This is a genomic window from Peptoniphilus mikwangii (assembly GCF_000468535.1).
In the GTDB taxonomy this organism is placed as follows: Bacteria; Bacillota; Clostridia; order Tissierellales; family Peptoniphilaceae; genus Anaerosphaera; species Anaerosphaera mikwangii.
This window is the reverse complement of record NZ_AUQY01000002.1, coordinates 197,213-222,140: the sequence shown is the minus strand read 5'-3', so window position 1 is coordinate 222,140 and position 24,928 is coordinate 197,213. Positions and strand designations below refer to the sequence as shown.

At 26.9% G+C, this 24,928-nt stretch carries 22 protein-coding genes; 5 read left to right on the top strand and 17 right to left on the bottom strand.

What is annotated here, in order from left to right:
- Positions 1-4: 4 nt before the first annotated feature.
- From M915_RS01460 to M915_RS01450, 3 genes are all read right to left on the bottom strand, one after another.
- Positions 5-1,768 carry an aminopeptidase P family protein gene (locus M915_RS01460; RefSeq protein ID WP_036728703.1) on the bottom strand — a complete coding sequence of 588 codons (1,764 nt, stop codon included), beginning with the start codon at positions 1,766-1,768 and terminating at the stop codon, positions 5-7.
- Positions 1,769-1,830: 62 nt separating this feature from the next.
- On the bottom strand, positions 1,831-2,421 hold the full coding sequence (locus M915_RS01455; protein ID WP_036728701.1) for a DUF3793 family protein: 591 nt from the start codon (positions 2,419-2,421) through the stop codon (positions 1,831-1,833).
- Between the two features lie 6 nt (positions 2,422-2,427).
- Positions 2,428-2,856 (bottom strand): flavodoxin, encoded by a 429-nt coding sequence (locus M915_RS01450; protein ID WP_009222262.1) that lies wholly within the window; start codon positions 2,854-2,856, stop codon positions 2,428-2,430.
- Positions 2,857-2,981: 125 nt separating this feature from the next.
- Here M915_RS01450 and M915_RS01445 point away from each other — a divergent pair, with 125 nt between their 5' ends.
- Positions 2,982-3,608 (top strand): helix-turn-helix domain-containing protein, encoded by a 627-nt coding sequence (locus M915_RS01445; protein WP_036728698.1) that lies wholly within the window; start codon positions 2,982-2,984, stop codon positions 3,606-3,608.
- A 60-nt stretch (positions 3,609-3,668) separates the two neighbouring features.
- Here M915_RS01445 and spoVG read toward each other — a convergent pair whose 3' ends face one another.
- Positions 3,669-3,941, bottom strand: a complete 273-nt coding sequence (gene spoVG / locus M915_RS01440; protein ID WP_009222263.1) for a septation regulator SpoVG — start codon at positions 3,939-3,941, stop codon at positions 3,669-3,671.
- Positions 3,942-4,116: 175 nt separating this feature from the next.
- Here spoVG and murC point away from each other — a divergent pair, with 175 nt between their 5' ends.
- Positions 4,117-5,502 (top strand): UDP-N-acetylmuramate--L-alanine ligase, encoded by a 1,386-nt coding sequence (murC, locus tag M915_RS01435; protein ID WP_036728694.1) that lies wholly within the window; start codon positions 4,117-4,119, stop codon positions 5,500-5,502.
- Between the two features lie 43 nt (positions 5,503-5,545).
- Here murC and M915_RS01430 read toward each other — a convergent pair whose 3' ends face one another.
- From M915_RS01430 to M915_RS01380, 11 genes are all read right to left on the bottom strand, one after another.
- The gene (locus M915_RS01430) at positions 5,546-6,586 is read right to left on the bottom strand and encodes a ribonucleotide-diphosphate reductase subunit beta (RefSeq protein ID WP_009222265.1); all 1,041 of its coding nucleotides are present in this window, start codon (positions 6,584-6,586) and stop codon (positions 5,546-5,548) included.
- 9 nt (positions 6,587-6,595) lie between these two features.
- Positions 6,596-9,127, bottom strand: a complete 2,532-nt coding sequence (locus tag M915_RS01425; protein WP_036728691.1) for a ribonucleoside-diphosphate reductase subunit alpha — start codon at positions 9,125-9,127, stop codon at positions 6,596-6,598.
- 166 nt (positions 9,128-9,293) lie between these two features.
- Complete coding sequence (locus tag M915_RS01420) at positions 9,294-9,845, bottom strand: DUF6648 family protein (protein WP_036728688.1); 552 nt, start codon at positions 9,843-9,845, stop codon at positions 9,294-9,296.
- Between the two features lie 110 nt (positions 9,846-9,955).
- Positions 9,956-10,381 (bottom strand): hypothetical protein, encoded by a 426-nt coding sequence (locus M915_RS01415; RefSeq protein ID WP_009222268.1) that lies wholly within the window; start codon positions 10,379-10,381, stop codon positions 9,956-9,958.
- Between the two features lie 14 nt (positions 10,382-10,395).
- Positions 10,396-11,289 carry a TIGR01212 family radical SAM protein gene (locus M915_RS01410; RefSeq protein WP_036728686.1) on the bottom strand — a complete coding sequence of 298 codons (894 nt, stop codon included), beginning with the start codon at positions 11,287-11,289 and terminating at the stop codon, positions 10,396-10,398.
- Complete coding sequence (locus M915_RS01405) at positions 11,279-11,722, bottom strand: peroxiredoxin (RefSeq protein WP_036729727.1); 444 nt, start codon at positions 11,720-11,722, stop codon at positions 11,279-11,281. The genes M915_RS01410 and M915_RS01405 overlap by 11 nt, the downstream gene beginning before the upstream one ends.
- Before the next feature lie 5 nt (positions 11,723-11,727).
- A complete protein-coding gene (locus M915_RS01400) occupies positions 11,728-12,048 on the bottom strand; it encodes a DUF1292 domain-containing protein (protein ID WP_036728683.1) in 321 nt (106 codons plus the stop codon).
- A gap of 19 nt (positions 12,049-12,067) precedes the next feature.
- Positions 12,068-13,519, bottom strand: a complete 1,452-nt coding sequence (locus tag M915_RS01395) for an aminoacyl-histidine dipeptidase (RefSeq protein WP_036728681.1) — start codon at positions 13,517-13,519, stop codon at positions 12,068-12,070.
- 100 nt (positions 13,520-13,619) lie between these two features.
- Positions 13,620-14,960 (bottom strand): GTP pyrophosphokinase, encoded by a 1,341-nt coding sequence (locus M915_RS01390; RefSeq protein ID WP_036728678.1) that lies wholly within the window; start codon positions 14,958-14,960, stop codon positions 13,620-13,622.
- Between the two features lie 92 nt (positions 14,961-15,052).
- Positions 15,053-15,814, bottom strand: a complete 762-nt coding sequence (locus M915_RS01385) for a peptidylprolyl isomerase (protein ID WP_036728676.1) — start codon at positions 15,812-15,814, stop codon at positions 15,053-15,055.
- A gap of 62 nt (positions 15,815-15,876) precedes the next feature.
- Positions 15,877-16,074, bottom strand: coding sequence for a cold shock domain-containing protein (locus M915_RS01380; RefSeq protein ID WP_009222275.1), 198 nt, complete (start codon positions 16,072-16,074; stop codon positions 15,877-15,879).
- A 394-nt stretch (positions 16,075-16,468) separates the two neighbouring features.
- Here M915_RS01380 and glmS point away from each other — a divergent pair, with 394 nt between their 5' ends.
- Positions 16,469-18,295, top strand: a complete 1,827-nt coding sequence (gene glmS / locus M915_RS01375) for a glutamine--fructose-6-phosphate transaminase (isomerizing) (protein WP_036728673.1) — start codon at positions 16,469-16,471, stop codon at positions 18,293-18,295.
- A gap of 288 nt (positions 18,296-18,583) precedes the next feature.
- On the opposite strand, the gene M915_RS07265 is transcribed toward glmS, so the two are convergent.
- A complete protein-coding gene (locus M915_RS07265) occupies positions 18,584-20,683 on the bottom strand; it encodes a HAMP domain-containing sensor histidine kinase (protein ID WP_009222277.1) in 2,100 nt (699 codons plus the stop codon).
- The gene (locus tag M915_RS01365; RefSeq protein ID WP_009222278.1) at positions 20,683-21,387 is read right to left on the bottom strand and encodes a response regulator transcription factor; all 705 of its coding nucleotides are present in this window, start codon (positions 21,385-21,387) and stop codon (positions 20,683-20,685) included. Before M915_RS01365 ends, M915_RS07265 begins: the two co-directional genes overlap by 1 nt.
- A 156-nt stretch (positions 21,388-21,543) precedes the next feature.
- Between M915_RS01365 and M915_RS01360 the strand changes: the two genes are divergently transcribed.
- Positions 21,544-23,298: an Rqc2 family fibronectin-binding protein gene (locus tag M915_RS01360; RefSeq protein ID WP_036728669.1), complete on the top strand. Its 1,755-nt coding sequence runs from the start codon at positions 21,544-21,546 to the stop codon at positions 23,296-23,298.
- 138 nt (positions 23,299-23,436) lie between these two features.
- Positions 23,437-24,909, top strand: coding sequence for a C69 family dipeptidase (locus M915_RS01355; protein ID WP_036728666.1), 1,473 nt, complete (start codon positions 23,437-23,439; stop codon positions 24,907-24,909).
- Positions 24,910-24,928 lie beyond the last annotated feature (19 nt).

The following is a 24,928-nucleotide window of genomic DNA, read 5'->3' as shown; positions in this document are numbered from 1 at the left end:
TCTCCTATTTGCTCATCTCTTTGGTAACTTCATATAACCATGATCTTTCTTCAGAATTTAAAAATGGTGATATTTTTTCATAAACTTCCTTATGATATTCATTGAGAGCTTTTAACTCAAAATCATCTAAAAGATTAACATTAATTGCTTCTCGTTCTATCGGTGCAAAAGAAATTAAATTAAACTTAAGAAATATTCCACTTTCATTTTCAATATCTTTAACTACTTCTAAAATATTTTCTGTTCTAATTCCAAATTTTCCTTCTTTATATACCCCCGGTTCATCAGAAAAAATCATTCCTTCTTTAATTTCACTGCCTAAAGCTCTTGGACTAAGCCATGGTGGATTTTCGTGTACTCCTAAAAAATATCCTACTCCATGCCCTGTTCCGCACTTATAATCACTATGAATTTTCCATAACGGATATCTTGCAATCGCATCTAATGCTGAATCTTTAGTTCCCTTCAAAAAAACTGCACTTGATAATACAAAGTGTGATTTTAGAACATATGTGAAATCTGTGATTTCTTCATCAGTTAATTCCCCTACAGCTATAGTTCTTGTTATATCTGTAGTCCCATCCAAATATTGAGCTCCGGAATCTACAAGTAAAAAGCCTTTATTTTCAATAACGGATGCTTTTTCCTCACTTGCACTATAATGCATCATCGCTGCATTTTTACCATATGCAGATATAGTTTCAAAACTTTCATCTGTAAATAGAGCTTGCTCCTCCCTAAACTTTCTGAGCTTTTGAGCCGCTTCATATTCTGTTATAATTTCATCTTTTACTATTCTTTTTATCCAATAAATAAATTTAGTTAATGCAACTCCATCTCTTATATGAGCATTTTTTATATTTTGAATTTCTATAGGATTTTTTACTGTTTTTAATCCTTCTATTAAATCATCCCCTGAAATGACGTTGTTAGATTCATTTATTTCACTAAATAATTTATGATTAATTGAACTTTTATCTATATAAATATTTGTTTCAAAATATTTTTTTACATGCTCAAATACATCATCATAATTTATTATTTCACTAAATGAAGATAAATACTTAATCACATTATCATCCAATTTATCCTTATTGATGAATATATAAACTTTTTCCATTTCAACAATAGCGTATGAAATAACAACCGGGGTATGTTCTATATCATTACATCTCATATTAAATAACCAAGCTATATCATCAAGCTTTGATATTATAGTTAAATTCGCATTATTTTCTGATAACACTTTTCTTACATCTTCTATTTTCTGTTCTGATGTTCTTCCGCTATATTTATGTTCATGAATAAAAACTTTTGAATTAGGTAAAGAAATTCTATCTTGCCATATGTCTTTGATTAAGTCAATATCAATAATACTTATATTATTCTTATTAAGTTTTAACTCTAAATTTTCAAAATCACTTTGCAAATAATACTTTGCATTTAATCCTAAAACTGATCCTGATTTTAAATTATCAGATAACCATTCTATAATTGTTGGATATCCTTCAATCCCAATCTTCATAAGTTTAAAACCATTATCTTTAATTTGAGACTCTGCTTGAATGAAATATCTTCCATCTGTCCATAAAAATGCATCACTATTTGTAACAACAGCAGTACCTGCAGAACCGGTGAATCCTGTTACAAATTGCCTTTCTTTATAATAATCAGGTAAATATTCGGAACTATGAGGATCAAGCGTAGGAATAATATAACAATCAATTTTATTTTTTTTCATTTCGTTTCTCAATACTTTTAATACCACACAATCATCTCCTTATATATATTTTACTATAAAAATAAATTTTGTAAAATTAAAAGAGAATGCTAAATAGCATTCTCCAAATAAATTTTTTCTATTGTTTTCAATTTTTCTCTATCATATCTTTCAAAAGCTCTTTTTGAAGAATCAACATTAGTATAACATTTCCAATAACCGGTTAATTTGCACTTACAATTTTTGCAATGAAAATTATATACATCCCTTAAAGGATATCCTAAAAAAATTCCTATTTCATTTGGACAACTGTCATTTTCTAAAAATCTATTTTTCAAATGTTCTAAATAATCTTTATAGTTACCACACTTAGAATATTCAAAATCCTTCAAAAATTTAGTTATTTTATCTTCTTTAAGTTTATTTTTTAATCTTTTTTTATCATAAAAATATACTAAGACAGATTTTTCATTTTCTCTAAGTTCAACAAAATCAAGATTCAATATTTCTGAAAAATATTGTCGATTTGCTTTCCATAACATTTTTAGTTTCCTTTTAGAATCAGTTAAATTAACCATAGTTCCTAATTTTAACTTAGCTCTTGTTGGTGCTGTATTAAATTTAAGCATAGCTATTAAAAAATTTAAATCATCATATTGCTCAAGAAAAATATAAAAATTTAAAAAATCTTTTTTATACATTTTAAATTAAGCGTTAGCTAATTCTTTACCTAATGCTTCACATTCTTCAATAGCATCTTCATCAGGATTGTCATATGCAGCAAATCCATCGGCGATTAATTTGCAACCTGTAGCTTCAATTTCTTCTTGCCACAATCTCATCCATTCTCCATCAGCCCACTCATATGAACCAAAAATTACAACATTCTTTCCTGAAAGAAGAGGGTTTACTTTATCCATAAAAGGTCTCATTTCTGTTTCTTCTAATTCTTCTGCTCCCATAGCTGGACAACCAAAAGCAACATTATTAACTTCTTTTACATCATCTTCAGTAGCTTCCCCTACAGGTATAAGCTTTACTTCAGCACCTGCATCCTGTGCTCCCTTAACAATTGCATTAGCCATCGCTTCTGTATTACCTGTTCCACTCCAATAAATTACATTTACCTTACTCATTTGAATCCTCCTATAAATATTATGTTTTGATATTGACTATCATTTTCTATTACATTATAATATAAGTGATATATTAATTTTTTAATAAAATTATAATAATTATTTTAAAATAAAGGAGTGGTTAAATGCTAAATCATCTATCACTAGCAAGTCAATTAAAATCTAGTACTTTCAATAAAGCTCTTGATATTTATCATGGTGATGTTAAAAAATTTATTAGTTCAAATCAAACTGCTAAGGAATATTTAGTACATTTAAATATGTTTTTATATACTTATTTTTTAGTTGAATATAACAAAGATTTGGAGGTTTTTGCACTTCAGAACGAAAGATATATCTACTCAGAAAATAATATACATGTATTAATTGAACTTGGTGAAATTATATTAAAAGGTTATACAAATAAGTTTTCATCTGAACTTAATCAAAATGACCATGAATTAATCGAAAAAGCTCTTGATTATATAAATAAAAACTATAATAAGAAAATAACATTACAAACTGTTGCGAATAAGCTTCATATATCAAGAAATTACTTATGTCATCTATTTAAAACAAAAACAGGCTATAAATTTTGTGAATATATAAATCTACAAAGAGTAAATAAAGCAAAAACATTAATTGAAGAAAATAAAAAAACATTTGAATTTATTTCTTTTGATTGTGGATTTTCTTCTCAATCACATTTTTCAACTACATTTAAAAAATATATGGGACTAACTCCAAATGAATATAAAAAAGAATTAGGATAAAAATAAACCATCTTTCACAAAAGATGGTTTATTTTTATCCTAAAAGAATATAAGTCCTTCTTATACTTCTGAAGGTTGATTTACAATTTCCTCATATTTAGCAAAAACAGCTTCTTCAATAGCTTTTCTTGCTTCAGCATTAATCGGATGTGCAATATCTCTAAATTCTCCGTTTGGAAGCTTTCTGCTCGGCATAGCTATAAATAATGATTCTGTACCTTCAATTATCTTTATGTCATGGATTACTATTTCATTATCAAATGTAACCGATACTATAGCCTTCATTTTGTCTTCATCTGGTAATTTTCTAATACGTACGTCTGTAATTTTCAATTGTAACTCACCCTTTCTATTGTGTGATTACTATTATACTATAATAATATATTAAAATATAGTATAGTTTTTTTTTTAACAATCTTTTTATTAAAATTGTTCATTTGATAATTATGGTATATGGTTTTTATATATGATATAATAAAAACATTAAATTTTATTTTTGGGGGAAAAAATGTTTGATTTTATAATAAATAAACATAAATATAGACATATTCACTTTATAGGAATTGGTGGAATATCAATGAGCGGTTTAGCTGAAATAATGCTAAATGAAGGATATGTAGTTTCAGGTTCAGATCATAAAGAAAGCATTATAACTAAAAAACTTGAAAATAATGGAGCCAAAATATATAACTCCCACTCAGCTGATAATTTAAGAGGGGTAGATTTAGTTGTATATACTGATGCCATTAATATTGAAAACGAAGAATTAAAGGCCGCTATAAAGCTTAAAATTGATATTATAGACAGAGCTTCTTTCCTTGGAGCTCTTATGAAAAATTATGATACATCAATAGCAATTTCAGGAACTCACGGAAAAACTACAACTACGTCAATGGTTACTGAAATCATAAAAAATCTTAATTCAAATCCAACAATATTATTGGGTGGTCAATTAGATGATATTAACGGTAATGTAAAAATAGGAGATAAAAAATTATTTTTAACTGAAGCATGTGAGTATAAAGCAAATGTATTAAAATACTTTCCTACTACGGCTGTGGTATTAAATATTGATGAGGATCACTTGGATTATTTCGATAATATCGAACATATTATTAAAACATTTAAAGGATTTGTAAATAATTTAAATTCAAATGATAAATTAATATTAAATCTTGATGACGAAAATTCAAGAATGCTATTAAATGACAAAAGAGAAAATGTAATTACATTTTCTACAAAATCTCCCGCAAATTATAATGCTAAAAACATAATTTATTCTTTAGATGGTTATCCGTCTTATGATTTATATTATAATGAAAAATTTATAGGTAATGTAGAACTTTCAATCATGGGAAATCATAATGTATCTAACTCCCTGGCAGCAATTGCTGCCTCTGTTGAAAATGGAGTGTCATTCAAAGATGCTATCAATGGAATTAAAATATATAAAGGAGTACATCGAAGATTAGAATATAAAGGTAAGTATAATGGTGCAATTATAGAAGATGACTATGCACACCACCCTACTGAAATAAAAGCATCTCTTAATGCTTTAAAAAATTCATGTAAAGGTTCTTTATATTGTATTTTCCAACCGCATACTTTTACTAGAACAAAATTGTTACTTGATAGTTTTTCAAAATCATTTAACAATGCAGATGTTGTTATAATTACTGATATCTATGCTGCAAGAGAAAAAGATTACGGAGATATTCACTCAAAAACTTTATGTGATGCAATAAACTCTAATGGAGGAAATGCTTTTTATTTAAAAAACTTTAGTGATGTTTGTGAATATTTAAAGAAAAATTTAAAAGAAAATGATATGGCTGTTACAATGGGCGCAGGTGATGTATATAAAATAGGAGAAGCTCTTTTAGAAGATAAATAATTTAAAATGAGATTTATGATAATCATAAATCTCATTTTTTATCTTATAAGTCATCCTCAAATACTGAAGATTTAGAATATGCTGATACTTTTCCTTCAAAAAAATCTGTCTTTATTTCATTTGGATTGGAATATTCAGAAACCCATTTCATCGAATTCGGCTCTTCAATATTCCTGTCGAACAAATTACCAAACCCAATACTTCTAGACCTTAAATTCCCAAGATATTCTATATAATCTTTTACCATTTGTGCCGTAATACCTTGAATATTATCTCCTATTACATACTGTCCCCATTCAATTTCTTGACGAACTCCTTCCATTAACATGCATTTATACTCATTTATTCTTTCTTCAGTAAATAATTCTACTTCCTCTTTTTTTAATTCTTGTATTATGTTTCTAAATAACCATAAATGTGTATTTTCATCACGATTTATATATCTAATTTCTTGAACTGTTCCGGGCATTTTTCCCATACGACCTAAATTATAGAAAAACATAAACCCTGAATAAAAATAAATTCCTTCAAGTATATAATTTCCCATTACAGTTTTCATATACGTTTCTTTAGTATGATTTTCTACAAAATCATTATAAATATTTCCAATAAACTTATTTCTGTTTAATAAATGCTCATCATCTCTCCATTGATATAGTATTTCAGTTCTTTCTTCAGGCGATGCAATCGTATCAAGTATATATGAATATGACTGAGAGTGTATAGCTTCTTGATATGCTTGAATTGTAAGTATTAAATTAACTTCATTTGCTGTTGTATAGTCACTTATATTAGGTAAATTTGCTGTTTGTATACTATCAAGAAATATTAAAAATGATAGTATTTTATCGTACGCTTTTTTTTCATGAAAATCAAGATTTCTATAATCTTTAATATCTTGATTCATATTTATTTCCTCAGGGATCCAAAAGTTATTCATCATAGTTCTATACATATCTGAAACCCAAGTATATTTTATATTATTAAAGTCATTTAAATTTGTTGTGTTGCCATTAATCATCTTTCTTTTTGTCAACTCAACATCTCCGCGTTCATTAAATAAAGCTTTCCTATTAATTTCCATTATATCCTCCTATGCAGAACATGTATCACACTCTTCTACTTCCAATGATTTGCCTCTCACATAATAAATTGATTTTATCCCCATTTCATTAGCCGAAATTAATAAATTTAAAATTTTTCTCATTGTATAATCTGTTGTTATATACAAATTCACAGATTGCCCTTGATCTATATGCCTTTGTCTGATTGATGCAGCTTTTATTATCCAATCCTGATCTACTTCATGTGCATTTTCATAATTCCAAAATGTTTTAGCATTAAGTCCAGGTGCAACTCTTGGTATTATTGAACCTTTTTTTTCTTCTAAAAAATATCTTTTCATAACCGGATCTACTCCTGCAGATGTTCCTGCAATTATAGATGTTGATCCTGTAGGTGCTATTGCCATCAAATAAGCATTTCTAAGTCCATTTACTCTTACAGATTCTTGTAAATCTTTCCACCTATTTGAAGAATAATCTCTTCTTCTAAAGTACTCTCCACTCTCCCATTCAGATCCATTAAAATATTTATAAGCTCCTTTTTCTTTTGCTATTTCACTACTTGCTTTTATTGCAAAATAATTTATATTCTCATAAATTTTATCCATAAATTCTAAATGCTCTTCTGACGAAAACATTATTCCTCTCTGTACAAGTGCATGGTGATAACCTGATGTACCAAGCCCTATTGCTCTATATTTTTGATTTGTAATTTCAGCATAGGGAACAGGATAATAATTCAAATCGATGACATTATCCAGTGCTCTAACTGTAATAGATACTATATTTTCAAGCTCTTTCTCATCTTCTAAATTTATATTTCCAAGAACTAAAGATGCTAAATTACATACTACAAAATCTCCCGCTTTAGTAACTTTTGTAATATAGGAATCTTTATTAATTTCTTCTATTCTAGTATCAATAGTCTCTATAGCCTTCATATTCTGCATAATTTCTGTACATAAATTTGACGAATATATCATACCTACATGTTTATTAGGATTAGCTTTATTTGCCGCATCTCTATTAAATGTAAACGGCGTTCCTGTCTCTGTGAGTGAAACTATAATTAATCTTATCATATCTTTAACTGAAATAGTTCTTCTGGACAGCTTATTATTATTTACACATTCATAATATCTTTTTTCCCACTCATCTCCATAGTAATCTTCAAGCTTATATCCCATAATCTGCTCAATTTCATGCGGGTCAAATAAATACCAAGTTGCCTCGATATTATTTTTTGCAAGTCTCCAAAATAAATCCGGATACGAAACAGCAGGAAATACATCATGAGCCTTTTGTCTATCATCTCCATTATTTGTTCTTAATTGCAAAAATTCAGGCATATCCTTATGCCAAACATCAAGATAAACCGCAACAGAACCTTGTCTCACTCCAAGCTGATCTACAGCCACAGCAGTATCATTTGTAAGCCTTATCCATCTTACAACTCCTCCTGCAACTCCTTTAAATCCTCTTATATCAGAACCTTGAGATCTTACTTTCCCAAAATATATCCCCATTCCTCCTCCATGTTTTGAAACTTGTGCAAAATTATCTATCGTTCTATATATTCCCGTCAAAGAATCAGGTACTATATCAATAAAACATGATGACAATTGATGATATGGTTTTCTGGCATTACTCATAGTAGGTGTTGCCATTGTTATTTTAAGAGTAGATAAAATATCATATAGTTTCTTTGCAAATGACACTTTATTATTTCCTTCAGGAATTGCAAGATGCATTGAAATTCCCATAAACATTTCTTGAATATTTTCAAGCACATTCCCTTCACTATCACGAATTAAATAGCGCTTAACTATCAAATCAAGTCCAGAATAATTAAATAATTTATCTCCGCTTGAATCCATATATACCTCTAATTCATTTATATCTTCTTCGGTATATTCTTTTAATATATAATCTCCATAAAGTCCTTCATCAGTAAGAGTTTTTATTTTATCGTAAAAATTCTTAATTCCTCTCTTTTCTGAATTTTGTTTTATAGAGGAATTATTATCATATACCATAAATCTTGCAGATATATACTCCCAATTAGGAGATTCTTTACTTGTAAGTTCTGCAGCAGCCTTAATAATCGCTAAAAGATATTGTCTCTGAGTCATATCTTTTTTTAAAAATGAGTTCCATTTTAAAAATAATTGTTCTATATCATAATGAGTTCTATCAAAATCATTTTGTATATCTCTTATAATATCTATTACATTGTTATCTGTTATATACTCTGAAAACTTTTCAATTATTTTTCTATTCATAGTATGTTGAGCTCTATATAATATATATGACTTAACAACTTCATATTGTCTGTTTTCTATTAAAGTAATTTCTACTAAATCTTGAATTTCCTCAACAGTAGCTATATGATTTGATGGAAATTTATTCAATAAAAGATTTTCAACTGAACATGCCATTTCATTTATTATATTTTCATCAGGCTCTCTATCCAATGATTTATATGCTTTTAAAATAGCTTTTTCAATTTTATTCCTATCAAATTCAACTAATCTGCCATCTCTTTTTTTTATATTAAACATTTACCTTACTCCTCCGATTAAATAATACACTATATATAGTATACTATTTAAGTAAAATATACAATATGTGTTAAGGAATTTATTTAAATTATTTATATCACTAAATATAACATTGACATGAAGTTTTCTATATATTAAAAGCTTAAGTTCAAATGAACTTAAGCTTTTAATACTTCTCATTTATATAATTTTCAATTAAGGAAATTCTAACATCATCATGAAATACTTCATTTTCCCTTAAAACATCTAATAACCATTTTGCTTTAGAGTGAAATATAGCTTCTTTTTTATCTTCTAATACTATCTCATATAAATTATTTTTTAATGAATTTGAATTACATTTTATATAATAACTATTAATATTTTCAAATTTTTGAATTTTTAAAATAGATAATACACACTCATCTTTTTCATGGTAATATTTATTTCCCATATTCAGATAATAGTTATAATATTTTGCATGTTTTTTAGTATTTCTAACTTCATTAGCAAGCATTCTATAATATTTAGCCATTCCATTATAATACTGATAGTTATACATTCCCTTTTCATAAGAATCTAACTTTAGAAAAGGTTTTGCATTTATAGATAAAAAATAGTCATAATTATATTGCAGAAATTCACGCTTAGTTATATCTCCATTAGTATATTGCATTATCAAAAAAGATCTATGTTCAAAAAATTTTTCAAACAATCCTTTTTTTCTAATAGAATCCAATTTTTACACCTTTCTAATTCAAAACTTGAAATAAAAATGGTACAACCATAACCAATACAAGTATTATGGCAACAATTCTTACAAAATTTTTATTTCCCAATAATATCACCTTATTGTGGAGTTACTTCTAAAGAATTTTCTTTTAAAGACTCCGGAATATCGCTTAGTACATAATCAACATTAATGTAAATTTCTCTATTCTCTATGTCTTTAACTTTTTCAAGTTTATTTTTAATAAACTCAAGATCTTCAATATTTAATTTTAAAACTTTATATATTCCATCAATATAAATCTTTTGAAGATCATAATCCATTGCCATTAGACCACAAATAAATCCATAGAAAGACTCAACATTATTTAATCTATAATCTGTTGCATTTATAAGCCTTACATTATAATCAAGACTAAAAATATGATCATCATCAACTTCTACAAAAGCAATGTTTCCATTTCCGCTTTTAAAATCTTCATTTGCATTATTAATTAACCATCTTGTCTTTCCTGAACCCTTTGTACCTAAAATATACTTAATCATATTATCATACCCTTTCATTTATACTGACCTTGATAAAAATTTTTATCAATCATTTCTTTTTCTATATCATCTCTTATTTTCCACCAAGAAGTATTCCAATTACAAAATAAACTATTTTCTTCAGGAGCTCTACCTATAATTCTCTGAATAACTATTCTTTTATCTAAATGTTGAAGAAATAGTATAACCCTTTTTTTATATTCTTCCAAAGAAATCAAATTTATTTTTCCTTCTTTATAAAGCTTCCCCATCATAGTATTTTCTAAAATATATAAAGCATGTAGTTTAACTTCATCAACTTGTAGAGCATTTAAAATATGTGCTGTTTCTATAACATCTATCTCATCATCATATGGTAAATTTAGTATTACATGAGTACATACTCTAATATTTCTTTTTTTAGCTCTATTTACACCATCAATAAATTCCGCTAATCCATGACCCCTATTTATCTTTTTTAAAGTCCTATAATTTGCAGTTTGAAGTCCTAATTCTAATGTAATAAAAATATTTTTATTTATCTCTTCTAAGAAATCCAAATATTTATCCGAAATACAATCAGGTCTTGTTGATATTGATATTCCTACAATATCATCTATCATACATTCATATATATTTACTTTAAATTTTTCAAAATCTAAATAAGTATTGGTAAAGTTTTGAAAATATGCTATAAATTTTTTCGCCTTATATCTATTTTCTATAACAGCTTTGTCTTTGGTTAGTTGTTCTTTTATTCCTCCAAAGTTATTTTCAAAACTTCCACCTTCTTCACCACAAAAAGTACATCCTCCATAGCCAAGACTTCCATCTCTATTTGGACAAGTTAAATTTAATTTTATGGGAAGTTTATAAACTTTTTCTCCAAATTTACTTTTTAAATAATCTGAATATTTATTATAAAGCATTGATGTATTCCAAAACTTCCGCTGCATGCCCTTGAGCTTTTACATCTCTATATTCTTTTATAAGATTTCCTTCTTTATCAAAAATAAACGTAGATCTTATGGTTTTTATAACATCTTTGCCATACATCTTTGCATTTTTTAATACGGAAAATTGTGCATGTACAGTTCTATCAGGATCAGCTAATAATTCATAAGGAATATTTTCCTTTTCCTTAAATCTTTCATGACTTTTTACGGTGTCTTTGCTAATTCCTACTATTTCACAATCTAACTTTTTAAACTCTTCATAATAAATTGAAAATTCATTGGCCTCTAAAGTACAGCCACTTGTATTATCTTTCGGATAAAAATACAATACCAAATACTTTCCATAATAATCTTTTAGGCTTACAATTTTTCCACTAGTAGAAGAAAGTTCAAAATTAGTATTCAAATAAATCACTCTTCCTCTACATAAAGTGCTTCAAACTCTTTTGATACTTTATTAAATAAATCTTCATCTTCAATCACATTTAATTCAACTTCTTCATTTTCTAATTCTTTAAAATCGTATATTAATATCTCTTCTCCATCTTCTTCATCAGCAGGAAGAAGTGCAATATACGATCTTTCTTCATAATCAAAAATTCCAAGAATTACACATTCAAGCTCAGAATCATCATCAAGAGTTAAAACTATAGTTTCAAATTCCTCAGCTTCATGTTCATGTTCGTGATCATGTCCACAACAGCAACATCCATTTTTCTTTTCTTCTGTCATTGTATTACCCTCCATAATTTTATTTTAAATTTTTTAATATCTCAATAACAAAGTTGTATACTCTATTAGTAGATTCAATTTCTAAGTTTTCTCCAGGAGCATGCGGACCATGTATATTAGGTCCTATAGAAAGCATATCAATATCTCCTATAGTCTCTTTGAACAACCCACACTCAAGACCGGCATGTATTGCCTCAAGTTTAAGTTCTTCTCCTGTTATTTCTTTATAAGCTTTTGCAGCAACATCTCTCAAATGAGAAACATCTTTATATTCCCATGCAGGATATTCACTCTGAACACTATATTCTGCATCGCATACTTTAGCACATACCTTATGTCTATCACTTATTTCATCTCTTAATGATTGTAGTGCAGATCTTATATTTGTAGTTATTCTGATTTCATCTTCAAAACTTTCTATAACACCAACATTAACCGAACTGCCAACCAAACCGTCAATATCTTGGCTCATACTTTGTACTCCATTTGGAAGTATATTCAATAAATTTATTATATTTTCTTTAATTTCTGTTTTTAATACACTTTCATAGTTGCTTGTCTTTTCAAAATTTAATCTGACATCAGGATCAACCTTACCAAGTTCTCTAACAAAATTTCTATTTAATTTTACTATCAAATCCTGTATTCTTTTTTTATCATCAGGTTTTATTGAAATTATAGACTTAGCCAATCTTGGTATTGCATTAGGCTTCGCTCCTCCGGATATATCTACTAAATCAATGTCAAATTCTTTATTGATTTCATATAGACTTCTACCCATCAATTTATTAGAATTTCCTAATCCTTTTTTTATTTCTTGTCCTGAATGTCCACCTTTTAACCCTGTAACAGTAAGTTCATAAAATTCTCTTGAATTCCTTGCTTTCTCAAACTTCTTATCAAAGCTTAGAATATCCCTTTTCCCTCCTGCACATGCAACACATGCTACACCTTCTGATTCAGAATCAAGATTTAGGAGCATTTTACCTTCAAGCATTTTACCATCAAGATTATGAGCTCCTGTCATTCCATTTTCTTCATTAGTTGTAATTAAAACTTCAAGAGGCGGATGTGCTATTTTGTCAGATTCAAGAATAGCTAATGCCATAGCAACGGCAATTCCATTATCTGCCCCTAAAGTAGTTTCTCTTGCTATGATAATATTTCCTTCAACTTCAAATTCAATAGGATCTGTATCAAAATTTATTGTACAATTATCAGCTTTCTCACATACCATGTCCATGTGACCTTGAATTATCAAAATAGGAGCATTCTCATAACCTTTAGAGCCATCTTTTTTAATTACTATATTATTGTTAACATCTCTTAAACATTTTAAATTATGAGACTTCGCAAAATTTTCTAAATAATCTGCAATTTTTTCTTCTTTTAAAGAACATCTTGGAACTTTTGTAATTTCTTCAAAATAATAAAATACCCTCTTCGGTTCTAAATTAGTTAATTTATTCAAAATATTCCTCCTTTACTACTAACTATTATACTCTATACTCAATAATAGTTCATTACTTATTTAATCAAATTAAACAATAATTTTAAATTAATCGTAACAATTACTCTTCATAATTTTCAAGCCGTGCAATAAGCTTTGAAGATATATAATTTGCTGAAATATCTTCTTCAAACGCTATCTCATAATATCCTTTTTTAATTTCATTAAGGCAGAATTCTATTAAATAATTAATTGAATAATTATTTTTAAATCTGCTTGAAATAAATTTTAAAACAACATCTTCAACATAATTTACTTCATCTTTAGAAAGCTTAAACTTATCAGCCGTATCTAAAAATACGAGTGAATATTTATATCTTAAAAAATATAGAAAATCTTGTAAATTTTCTTCATATCCGCTATTTTCTATCTGATAAAGTATTTTCATAAATAAATGCCATGAAAAATCTTTATTCATTATTTCAATAATAGTATCTGATATTTGATTCATAAAAGAATCATTGCACTTTATAGACTTATTAAATTCTATATACTCCCCTATATTCATTTTAGAATAATCAATTTTATTTATCTTATTTATCAAATTTATAAAGTTTTCCCCAAATGATATCTCTTTTTCTTTTACCGCTTTCATTTGAAGATATTCCACTATAAAATCTATTGAGTTTTTGAAATTAAACACAAATCCAAAGTCATCTTTTATCTTATTACTGAAAACATCATGTATTATCTTTGATAATAAATAATTAAGCTGTTCTTTTGCCGATTCCTCATCACTTGCATCAAGACTTGAAACATGATCATATAATATCATAAGCTGTTTATCTACCATATATAAAGAATCTTTAATTGATGCCATTATATCTTTAAAAAAACCTTCATTAATCATATAATTGTAATTCTTATACAAAATTTTATGGTCTATTTCCCCCCAAAATACATTAACCATCGATTTTATTTGAAGTTCAAATCTAAAAAAATTCTTACCATATTTATAAATACCATCAATTTTGTATATTTCAAATCCATTTTTTTGAATTTGCGGCTGTTTTTCAGAAAGTTTTAACATTATAGGACTGTCATCTATTATTTTGTAATAACCGTCACCAACATATGTATTAAATTTCTGTCTAATAATATTAAAGAGATGTTCTTCTTCTTTTATAAATCTACATTCCAATCTTATACCTATTAAATCCGATAAATCTAACATCATAGTTTCAGGTTTCTCATATTTTAAGAAAAAATTATTTTTTATAATTTTTTCTCTCAAACTATTCTCAGATTTAATCCTGTATGTTATATTCAGAAAATTATCATCATCACAAAGTATATCTTTTAAAAGTTTAATAGCATTTTGAGCAATTTCATTTAATACTTCATCATAATTATTTAATAATTTAATGCTATTATCAACAAAATTAAAAAGTTCTATTTTCATTTTATCCTCCTAATATTTGTCTCTTTTATAATTATACCCTTTATATAAATTTTTTTCATTTAAAAAAATACAATAAAATAAAAAACCGGAAATTATTTTTCCGGTTCTATATTTAAAACTTTTATATTGTGTTTTTGAGAAAGTTCTCTAATTTTATTCATATATATATTTTGTTCTTTATATCTTTTAACTTCTTTTATAACATCATCTCTAACTTCACTTAATGTATGTTTTTTTGAAGGTATTATTTTATTTAGCTTTATAATATGAAATCCAAAATTTGTTTTAACAGGTTCTGATATTTCTCCTTCTTTCATAGAAAAAACTTTTTCATCAAATTCACGAACCATTTGTCCTGAATGAAATACTCCGAGATTTCCTCCATTATTCTTTGAAGGACACATTGAATTATTTTTTGCAAGCTCTTCAAAGTTTTCTCCTGCTAATATTTTATTATATAATTCATTGGCTTTATTTTCATCTTCAACTAAAATATGACTTGCATCTACAGAATTCGGAACATCATAATGCTCAGCATTTGCATTATAAAATTCCTCTATCTCTTTTTCACTGGGTGAAACATTTTCAAGAAGCTTCCCTAATGCGTATGTTTTTAATAAAGAGGCTTTAGTTCTTTCTGAAACTGTAACAAATTCTTCATCTTCGTCAAGTTTATTTTCAATAGCATCCAAATATAATAGTTCTTGATAGATTAATTCATCAATTATTTCTTTTTTCTTATCCCCATCTGTAAAATAAGCTCTAACCTGAGGATTCAATGACTCCATAAAAAAATTAAAGTCATCCATAGTTATTTCATTACCATCTACAATAGCTAAAACTTTCTTTTCCATATATAACCTCCCAATATAACCAATAAGGTAATTAAAAAAGCAGCACATAGCTGCTTTTTTAATTATAATATAACGATATTTTCTGCTTGAGGACCTTTTTCTTTTTCCACAACATCAAACTCAACGTCTTGGCCTTCCTCTAAAGTTTTAAAGCCTTCTTTTTGGATTTGTGAAAAATGAGCAAATACATCCTTGCCATCTTCAGCAGTTATAAATCCAAATCCCTTTTCACCGTTAAACCATTTTACTTTACCTTTCATTTAGTACCTCCTATTTCCTTCAATCCTTTGTAAAATGCAGAGAAACTAAATTTAATAAAGTAAGTCAATCATTTTCAAATTCATAAAGTTATTAATACTTTTATATATTAACATTAAAAAATGAAATATTCAAGTATTCTTTTAATTTTAAAATCTAAGTAAAATCAAACTTAGTCTATACTTTATTTACATAAAATTTTATATATGCTATAATTCAAGCAGAGATAAAAACTAATAAGCGCCTGATCCGATAAGGATGACGAGGTTTGGAGTTATCGAAATTTTCGGCGGATGCTCCAAAGGTATCACAGCCTAAGTATTCTTTAAAAATTAAGAGTAATCTTATAACAAAGAGAATTCAGTGAATCTCTAAATATTTTTTTGGAGGTTAATTATGTGTGGAATAGTTGGATATTGTGGTAAATTAAATGCCACAGATGTAATCTTAAATGGGCTTGAAAAACTTGAATATAGAGGATATGATTCTGCAGGTATTTCAGTAATTACTCAAGATAATATGATTACCATTAAGCGTGCAGGAAGACTTAAAAATTTAAGTTCTGCAATAGCAGAAAGACCATTTATAGGAAATGTTGGAATAGGACATACAAGATGGGCAACCCATGGAATTCCGAATGAAGTAAATGCTCATCCTCATTTAAATAACGATGAATCTATTTCAGTTATCCATAATGGTATAATAGAGAATTTCGTAGAATTAAAAGAAGAGTTATTGAATAAAGGATATACTTTCAAGTCAGATACAGATACTGAAATAGTAGCTCAACTTTTAGATTATTACTATGATGGAAATCTTTTAAATGCAGTTGTTAGAACTATAAAAAGATTGGAAGGTTCTTATGCTCTTGTAATTATTTCAAAAAATAATCCAAATGAGTTAATTGCTGTTAGAAATGAATCTCCTTTGGTTCTGGGAATAGCAAAAGATGGATATATTGTAACTTCAGATATTCCATCAATACTCGAATATACAAGAGATGTTGTATATCTTGATAACGGTGAAATAGTTTACGCAAATCTAAATAAAGGTTACAAAATATATAACACAAATCTAGATGAAATAAATAAGAAAATTTCTACAATAGAATGGAATTTAGAAGCCGCTTCAAAAGAAGGCTTTGAACATTTCATGATAAAAGAAATTTTTGAACAACCTAAGGCTATCGAAGAAGCTATAAGAAGAAAGCTTAAAAATGATACTATAAACATATCGAATAGCTCTTTTTCAAAAGAAGAACTTGAAAAATTTAACAAAATATATATAGTTGCATGCGGGACAGCTTATCATGCAGGTCAAATAGGAAAATTTGCAATTGAAAAGTTTGCCAAACTTCCAGTAATAACTGACATAGCATCTGAATTTAAATTTAATTCAAACTTTGTTGATGAAAAAACATTAATTATATTTGTGAGTCAATCGGGAGAAACTGCTGACACCCTCTCCGCTTTAAGAGAAGGAAAAAAACATGGAGCAAAAACTCTTGCTATAACAAACGTAGTTGGATCATCTATTGCAAGAGAAGCTGATAAAGTTTTATACTGTTATGCCGGACCTGAAATAAGTGTAGCATCTACCAAAGCATACACTACACAACTTATAGCTTTATATTTTTTAGCTCTTGATTTTGCTAAAAAATTAGAAACTATGAATGAAAATAAAATTCTTGAGATAATTTCAGAATTAAAAAGTATCCCGAACAAAATAAATATAATTTTACAAAATACTAAAATCTTTGAAAATATCGCAGAAAATATCAAAAATTCAAAATCAATTTTTTACACCGGAAGAGGCATTGATTATATAACTTCAAAAGAGGGTGCTTTAAAACTTAAAGAAATATCTTATATTCATACAGAAGCATTCCCTGCCGGAGAACTTAAGCACGGTTCTATTGCATTAATTGAGGAAGGAACTAATGTATTTACTGTTGCTACGCAATCTAATCTTATAGAAAAAACAGCTTCAAATATTCAAGAACTAGCTGCAAGAGGAGCTAAAGTATACTCTATTGCACTTGAAGGAAATACTTTACTTGAAAAAAATTCAAATACAGTAATTTATATCCCTCCTACAATAGATATATTAACTCCATTGTTAACTGTAATACCTGAACAGCTAATAGCATATTATACATCCGTTTCTAAAGGAAATGATGTAGATAAACCAAGAAATTTAGCCAAAAGTGTAACTGTCGAATAATAAGAAACTTAATAAAAAACTCATGAGGACTAATTCTCATGAGTTTTTTATTAATAACTATTTCAATTTTAAAAATATTGTTTTTGCAAAGAATATTTCTTTCATGCATGTATAATTTCTCTTATTTATTTTTACATACACTTACATATTAGTCATAAAAATCTAAAAGCATCAAATCATATCTACTTATTTTTATTTGAAAAAATGCTTAGCTACCGGTGTAAATAATATTCATAGTACAATTATCATTCATTGCAATATTACATAATAATCTTTTTATTCAAAATTTTAAAATTCTATTATTGTCTTATATAAATCTCCATCTATTTCAATATTAAAGTTTCCGTTTTGTGCAGATGTAAGAGAACTTGCTATTGAAAGTCCAAGTCCCGAACCTTCAGTACTTCTTGAACTATCTCCTCTTGTAAATCTTTCTATCAATTCATTTGCAGTTATATTCAACGGATACTTGGAAATATTTTTAATTACTAATTTAACTTTTTCAGATTTTGTTAAATCAACATAAATTCTTGTGTTTTCTAATGCATATTTATTTATATTTGAAAATAAATTATCAAGTATTCTTGATGTTTTATTGCCATCAAGCTTTAATATAACAGGATCATCCGGAAAATTTATGTTAATATCTAAATTGTTATCATTGAACTTATCTTCCCATTCTCCTATTACCTGTTCTATTAACTGTTTAAAATCTACGTTTTCCATATTTAATTCTATATTTTTACTACTTAATTTAGATACCTCAAACAAATCTTCAATCAATTTTTTTAACTTATTTGACTTCTCATTTATTATCTTTGCATATTCAATCCTGTCTTCATTTGTGGTATTATCTTCAACAATTAATTGAGAATAATTTATTATTGATGTTAAAGGAGTTTTTAAATCATGAGAAACATTAGTAATAAGCTCAGTTTTCAACCTTTCTGACTGAATTGCATTTTCAACTGCCGTATTCAAATTATTACTAATTGAATTTAAACTATGCGATATTGATTTAAATCTGGTAGCCCCTTCATCAATTTTAATATTATAATTTCCATCGGCAATTTTTTTTGATATATTGGAAATATTTTGTAAGTCTATAAATGAACTTCTTATCATCATAAATATTCCGCTTACAAATATAAACCAAATAAATAATGCCAGAATAAATAAACTGTCTCTTACTAAAATAATAGCACCGAAAAATCCTAAAATTAAAAATCCTATATACAATATTAATTCTATTCTTGAATTTGAAACATCAAAATATTTTATAAAAGATTTTTTTATAAACTTATAAAATCTTACAATAATCGAATTTTTCAATACAAACGTTTCAGTTCCTAAATTATATATATCCTTTATTGAATAAATAATATAGTATATAGCTATTGACCCGAAAAAAGTAAGTATGAAGAAAATAATATTAAATAACATTCCGTTATATAATTTAAAAAAATATTCTTTCTCACTGCTTATAAATGATAGTGGAACAAACCATAATCCTATTAATGCTATTACTATTTCTATAGGATAAGACGATATTCCTTTGTAAAATCCTACATTACTTGTAAACTTATAATTTGAAATTGATGTTAAAAACAAAACTATCAAAAATGCTGAAAACATAGATATTAAAAGTATAGGAAAGAAATATGTTTCATAATTCATTCTTGTCTTCAACATTTCAAAATTATTAGAACTTAAATCAATCATATAATTAAAATTGATTTTTTTAATACCTGATTTAGGTTCTATATCAGAATATCTTTTTTTTATTTCATATTTCAACTTTGATAAATAAATATTAGAATCTTTATCCTTAAAATTACTGGAGTCCGTAAATTTAACCTTGCCATTTTCATAAAATCCACTTACAAATATTTTATCATTTTCATCTGTTTTAATATTTTGAGGATCAAATTCATTAATATTCGGTTCTGATGTCAGATAATTTACTGTAAATTCAGGCTCTTCAGTCTTATCTATATTGAGTTCCGATAAACTGTCAATATCTCGTCTTATCTCACTTATAGAGCCATCCCAATCCACAAAAGAACCATTGCTTTTTCTTTCAACAATATTATTCGGATATTTTTCCTTATATTCCTTAGTAAAAGGATAGTTGGATATTTTATATGATCTTATATAATATTCAAGCACATTATTATCTTGTCTTAAATCTCCTCTATCATAAGATGTATATAGAGAATCATAAATTTCAAATCTTATTTTATCTGAATATGCATAAATATTTTCTTCCTTTCCGAGCTTTTCTTTGTTCAAAAAAAAAGGTGTTATACTTACTATCAATGATAAAAGAATTAAAAAACAAACTATTCCTATGTTAGAGTATCTTATACTAAATTTATTTTTTTCCATTATAACCTCCTATTAGGCTTTACAAATTTGTAACCAAGTCCCCATGCGACCTTTAAATACAAAGGCTTTTTAGGATCTATTTCAATTTTTTCTCTTATTCTCCTGATATGCACAGTAACTGTTTTAGCTTCTATTGCAGGCTCATTCCAAACTTTTTCATATATTTCATCAATCGAAAACACTCTGTTTGGATTTTCCATTAATAATTCTAAAATTTTATATTCTATAGATGTTAATCCCACTTTTTCTCCATCTACAAAAACTGTTTTCTCAAATGTATTTAACTTTATTCCCCCAATTTCTATATATCTTTCATTTTCTTCTTTACTTTGATACTTATATAGTCTTCTGATATTGGAATTTACTCTTGCCATTAATTCCAATGGATTAAATGGTTTTGTTATATAATCATCTGCACCTATATTAAGTCCTATAACTTTATCATAATCTTCTGATTTGGCAGATAAAATTATTATTGGTACATAAGATTTTTCTCTTATTTTTAAAATCGCCTCTTCTCCAGTTACATTTGGCATCATCAGATCCATTATCACAAGATGAATTTCATTACTTCTAAATTTTTCTAAAGCATCTTTTCCGTCAAAAGCATATATAACATCATAGTTGGAATTTTTTAAATAAATTCCTATTGAATCTCTTATTGCCTTATCATCTTCTGCTACAAGTATTTTATATTTATCCATTTTGTTTCCTCCGTTATAATACTATCAAATATATTCAAAAAAATTATTATCTAAAAATTACAATATTCTTAATTTTATTATACCAAAATGTTAAGAATGATTTTACATTAAATATTATATTGTATATGTTATAATATTTTAAAAGCAGGTGATAAAATGTCCTATGATGGATCAACTTTAAGAGCTATAGTTTATGAACTAAATGAGAAAATATCAAATACTAGAATTGAAAAAATATATCAGCCTTCAAACGAAGAATTAATATTCAATTTAAAAAACTCAAATGGTAAATATAAATTACTTATAAATGCGGGAAGTAATGCTCCAAGAGTCTATTTAACTGATGAAATAAAAGAAAATCCCACTAATCCTCCAGCTTTCTGTATGCTACTCAGAAAGCACCTTGAAGGATTTAAAATACTTAATTTTTCTCAATATAAAATGGACCGAATTTTAAGAATTAATATTTTATCAAAAAACGAACTCGGTGATGAATTAGAAAAATCACTTTTTGTAGAAATTATGGGAAAACATTCAAATATAATTTTGACAAGATCAAATGATTTAAAAATATACGATTCAATTAAAAGAGTAAATTCGCTAATGAGCAGTATAAGGGAAATTCTGCCTTCAACAACATATTCAATAGAACCTATTTCAAATAAAATAGATCCTATTTCAAATAATTCTCTATATGATTCAATAGAATTTTTTGACGAAAATAAATCTATTAAAAATAATTTAATTAAAACTTTTACAGGATTAAGCCCAACTATAGCAAGAGAAATTGCTTATAGAGCAAATATTGATGAAAATAGAATGTTCTTTGGTTTAAGTCCTAATGAAAAAGAAAAATTAATACAATCTTACGATGAAATTATAAGAGATTTAAAAAATCACAATTACTATCCTATTATAATAAAGTCTGATAATAATTTAATTGATTTTTCGTGTATAAATTTGAAAATGTATCCTGAAAAAGAGAAACAAAACTATAATTCAATTTCTGAAGCTGTAAAATTATTTTACTCAGAAAAATCTATTACTCAACTAATTAATGACAAGTCTTATACATTAAAAAAACTGGTCAAAAACTATACCGACAGAGAAATTAAAAAATTAGAAAAACAATCTCAAGAATTAAACGAGGCGATAGATAGAGAAAAATACAAAATATATGCTGATTTAATTTCAGCTAATTCATATAAAATTGAAAAAGGTGCTAATTTTGTCATTTTAGAAAACTTTTATGAAAATATGAATTTAATTAAAATACCTTTAGATGAAAAATTATCTGCAACTTCTAATGCTAATAAATATTATAAGAAATATTCTAAACTAAAAAATGCAGCCATTATTCTTGAAAAAGAAATCGAAAAAACAAATACCAATATTGAATATTTAAATAGTATCTTATTAAATATTAGACTTTCAGAAAATAGCTCTGATATAGATGAAATAAGAGAAGAACTTATAGAAATGGGTTTCATAAAAAAAATAAATACAAAGAAGAAAAAAAATTCTTCTAAAATGAATTTTTTAGAATATAAGTCATCTGAAGGATATACTATAATATGCGGTAAAAATAACAAACAAAACGAATATATAAGTTTAAAATTAGCCGGTAAAGATGACTTATGGTTTCACGTTAAAAACGCGCCCGGTTCTCATGTTATACTAAAAAATAATGGAAATGACTTTTCTCAGAAATCAATTGAAGAAGCTGCACAAATTGCAGCACTTAATAGTTCTCTATTGAATTCTGACAACATTGAAGTGGATTATACAAAACGAATAAATATCAAACGACATCCTTCTAAAATTTTAGGTCTAATTTCCTATACAAACTACAATACAATTAATATTAAGAAAAAAGATTTAAATATAAATGATATAGAAAAGATAAAGTAACTTATTAAATAAGTTACTTTATCTTTTCTATATATTGATAAAAATTATCAAATAGTTTTACTTTTATAAATTTTTAAGATACAATTAAATAGTATATAAATATTATATACCTAAAAATTTTTTGAAGGGAGATTAATTATGTGTACTACAATTCTTGTTGGAAAAAATGCAAGTTATGACGGATCAACTCTTGTTGCCCGTATTGAAGATTCTTCTTCAGGAATGTTTAAAGCAAAAAAATTTATTGTTGTTGAACCCAAAGAACAACCCGTACATTATAAATCTGTGCGTACAGATTGTGAAATCGAATTGCCTGAAAACCCTATGCGCTATACTTGCCTGCCTAACGTAAAAAAATGGCGTGGAGTGTGGGGTGCATGTGGTATAAATGAAAAAAATGTTTCTGTTAGCGCTACTGAAACAATTACCACTAATGAAAGAGTTCTTGGTGCTGACCCATTAATTGAATTTGAGCCGGATATAATAAAAAAAGGTGGAATTGGAGAAGAAGATATCATCGTTATAACCCTTCCATATATAGAAAATGCTCGTCAAGGTGTTGAAAGACTCGGTTCATTAATAGAAAAATATGGAACTTATGAAAGTAATGGTGTTGCATTTCAAGATGTTGATGAAATTTGGTGGTTTGAAACAATCGGCGGTCATCATTGGATAGCAAGAAAAGTACCTGATGACAGATATGTTGTAATGCCTAATCAATTTGGAATTGATTATTTTGATTTAGATGACGCTTTTGGAGAAAAGAAGGAATTCATGTGTTCATCTGATTTAAGAGAGTTTATAAAAAAATATCATTTAGATCTTTCAATGGATGGAAGACTGAATCCTCGTGATGCATTTGGAAGCCATACAGATGAAGATACAACATATAATACACCTCGCGCATGGGTTATGTTAAGATATTTTAACCCTACTTCTTATACTTGGGATGGTCCTGCTGCTGACTTTAAACCGGAAAATCTTAATCTTCCATGGAGTATGGTACCTGAAAAGAAAATTACAATTGAAGATGTAAAATGTATTCTTTCAAATCATTACCAAGGGACGCCTTATGATCCTTATGCAAGATACGGCGACTTATCTCAAAGAGGAAAATATCGTCCAATAGGTATAAATCGTGATGATGTGCTAGCTCTTACACAAATACGACCTTATATGCCGGATGAAATACGTTCTATTGAATGGTTAGCATTTGGATGTAATGTATTTAATGCTATTGCACCATTCTATTCTAATATAACAAAGACTCCTGAATATTTAGCAAATACAACTCTAACTCCAACAATAGATAATCTTTATTGGGCTAATCGTATAATAGCTACACTTTGTGATCCTCATTTCTCAATAACACTTCCTGATGTTGAAAATTATCAGATGATAGTTCAATCTAAAGCTCATGAAATTTTAAATAAATATGATGAAGAGTTTTTAAATAATAGAAGTAAGATTAAAAATATTAACGAATTTTTAGAAAAAGCAAACGATGATATAAGTAATTTCTTAAAAGTTAAAACCACAGATTTATTGGATAAAACACTTTATACTGCAAGTTGTGAAATGAAAAATGGATATTCCAGATCTGATGCTTAAATATAAAGAGAGACTTCAT

Excerpts from the sequence above, each read along its gene's own strand:
- M915_RS01455 (WP_036728701.1), bottom strand. The coding sequence starts at position 2,421 with ATGTATAAAAAAGATTTTTTAAATTTTTATATTTTTCTTGAGCAATAT.
- M915_RS01450 (WP_009222262.1), bottom strand. The coding sequence starts at position 2,856 with ATGAGTAAGGTAAATGTAATTTATTGGAGTGGAACAGGTAATACAGAA.
- M915_RS01445 (WP_036728698.1), top strand. The coding sequence starts at position 2,982 with ATGCTAAATCATCTATCACTAGCAAGTCAATTAAAATCTAGTACTTTC.
- murC (WP_036728694.1), top strand. The coding sequence starts at position 4,117 with ATGTTTGATTTTATAATAAATAAACATAAATATAGACATATTCACTTT.
- M915_RS01430 (WP_009222265.1), bottom strand. The coding sequence starts at position 6,586 with ATGGAAATTAATAGGAAAGCTTTATTTAATGAACGCGGAGATGTTGAG.
- M915_RS01425 (WP_036728691.1), bottom strand. The coding sequence starts at position 9,127 with ATGTTTAATATAAAAAAAAGAGATGGCAGATTAGTTGAATTTGATAGG.
- M915_RS01415 (WP_009222268.1), bottom strand. The coding sequence starts at position 10,381 with ATGATTAAGTATATTTTAGGTACAAAGGGTTCAGGAAAGACAAGATGG.
- M915_RS01410 (WP_036728686.1), bottom strand. The coding sequence starts at position 11,289 with ATGCTTTATAATAAATATTCAGATTATTTAAAAAGTAAATTTGGAGAA.
- M915_RS01400 (WP_036728683.1), bottom strand. The coding sequence starts at position 12,048 with ATGACAGAAGAAAAGAAAAATGGATGTTGCTGTTGTGGACATGATCAC.
- M915_RS01390 (WP_036728678.1), bottom strand. The coding sequence starts at position 14,960 with ATGAAAATAGAACTTTTTAATTTTGTTGATAATAGCATTAAATTATTA.
- M915_RS01385 (WP_036728676.1), bottom strand. The coding sequence starts at position 15,814 with ATGGAAAAGAAAGTTTTAGCTATTGTAGATGGTAATGAAATAACTATG.
- M915_RS01380 (WP_009222275.1), bottom strand. The coding sequence starts at position 16,074 with ATGAAAGGTAAAGTAAAATGGTTTAACGGTGAAAAGGGATTTGGATTT.
- glmS (WP_036728673.1), top strand. The coding sequence starts at position 16,469 with ATGTGTGGAATAGTTGGATATTGTGGTAAATTAAATGCCACAGATGTA.
- M915_RS07265 (WP_009222277.1), bottom strand. The coding sequence starts at position 20,683 with ATGGAAAAAAATAAATTTAGTATAAGATACTCTAACATAGGAATAGTT.
- M915_RS01365 (WP_009222278.1), bottom strand. The coding sequence starts at position 21,387 with ATGGATAAATATAAAATACTTGTAGCAGAAGATGATAAGGCAATAAGA.
- M915_RS01360 (WP_036728669.1), top strand. The coding sequence starts at position 21,544 with ATGTCCTATGATGGATCAACTTTAAGAGCTATAGTTTATGAACTAAAT.
- M915_RS01355 (WP_036728666.1), top strand. The coding sequence starts at position 23,437 with ATGTGTACTACAATTCTTGTTGGAAAAAATGCAAGTTATGACGGATCA.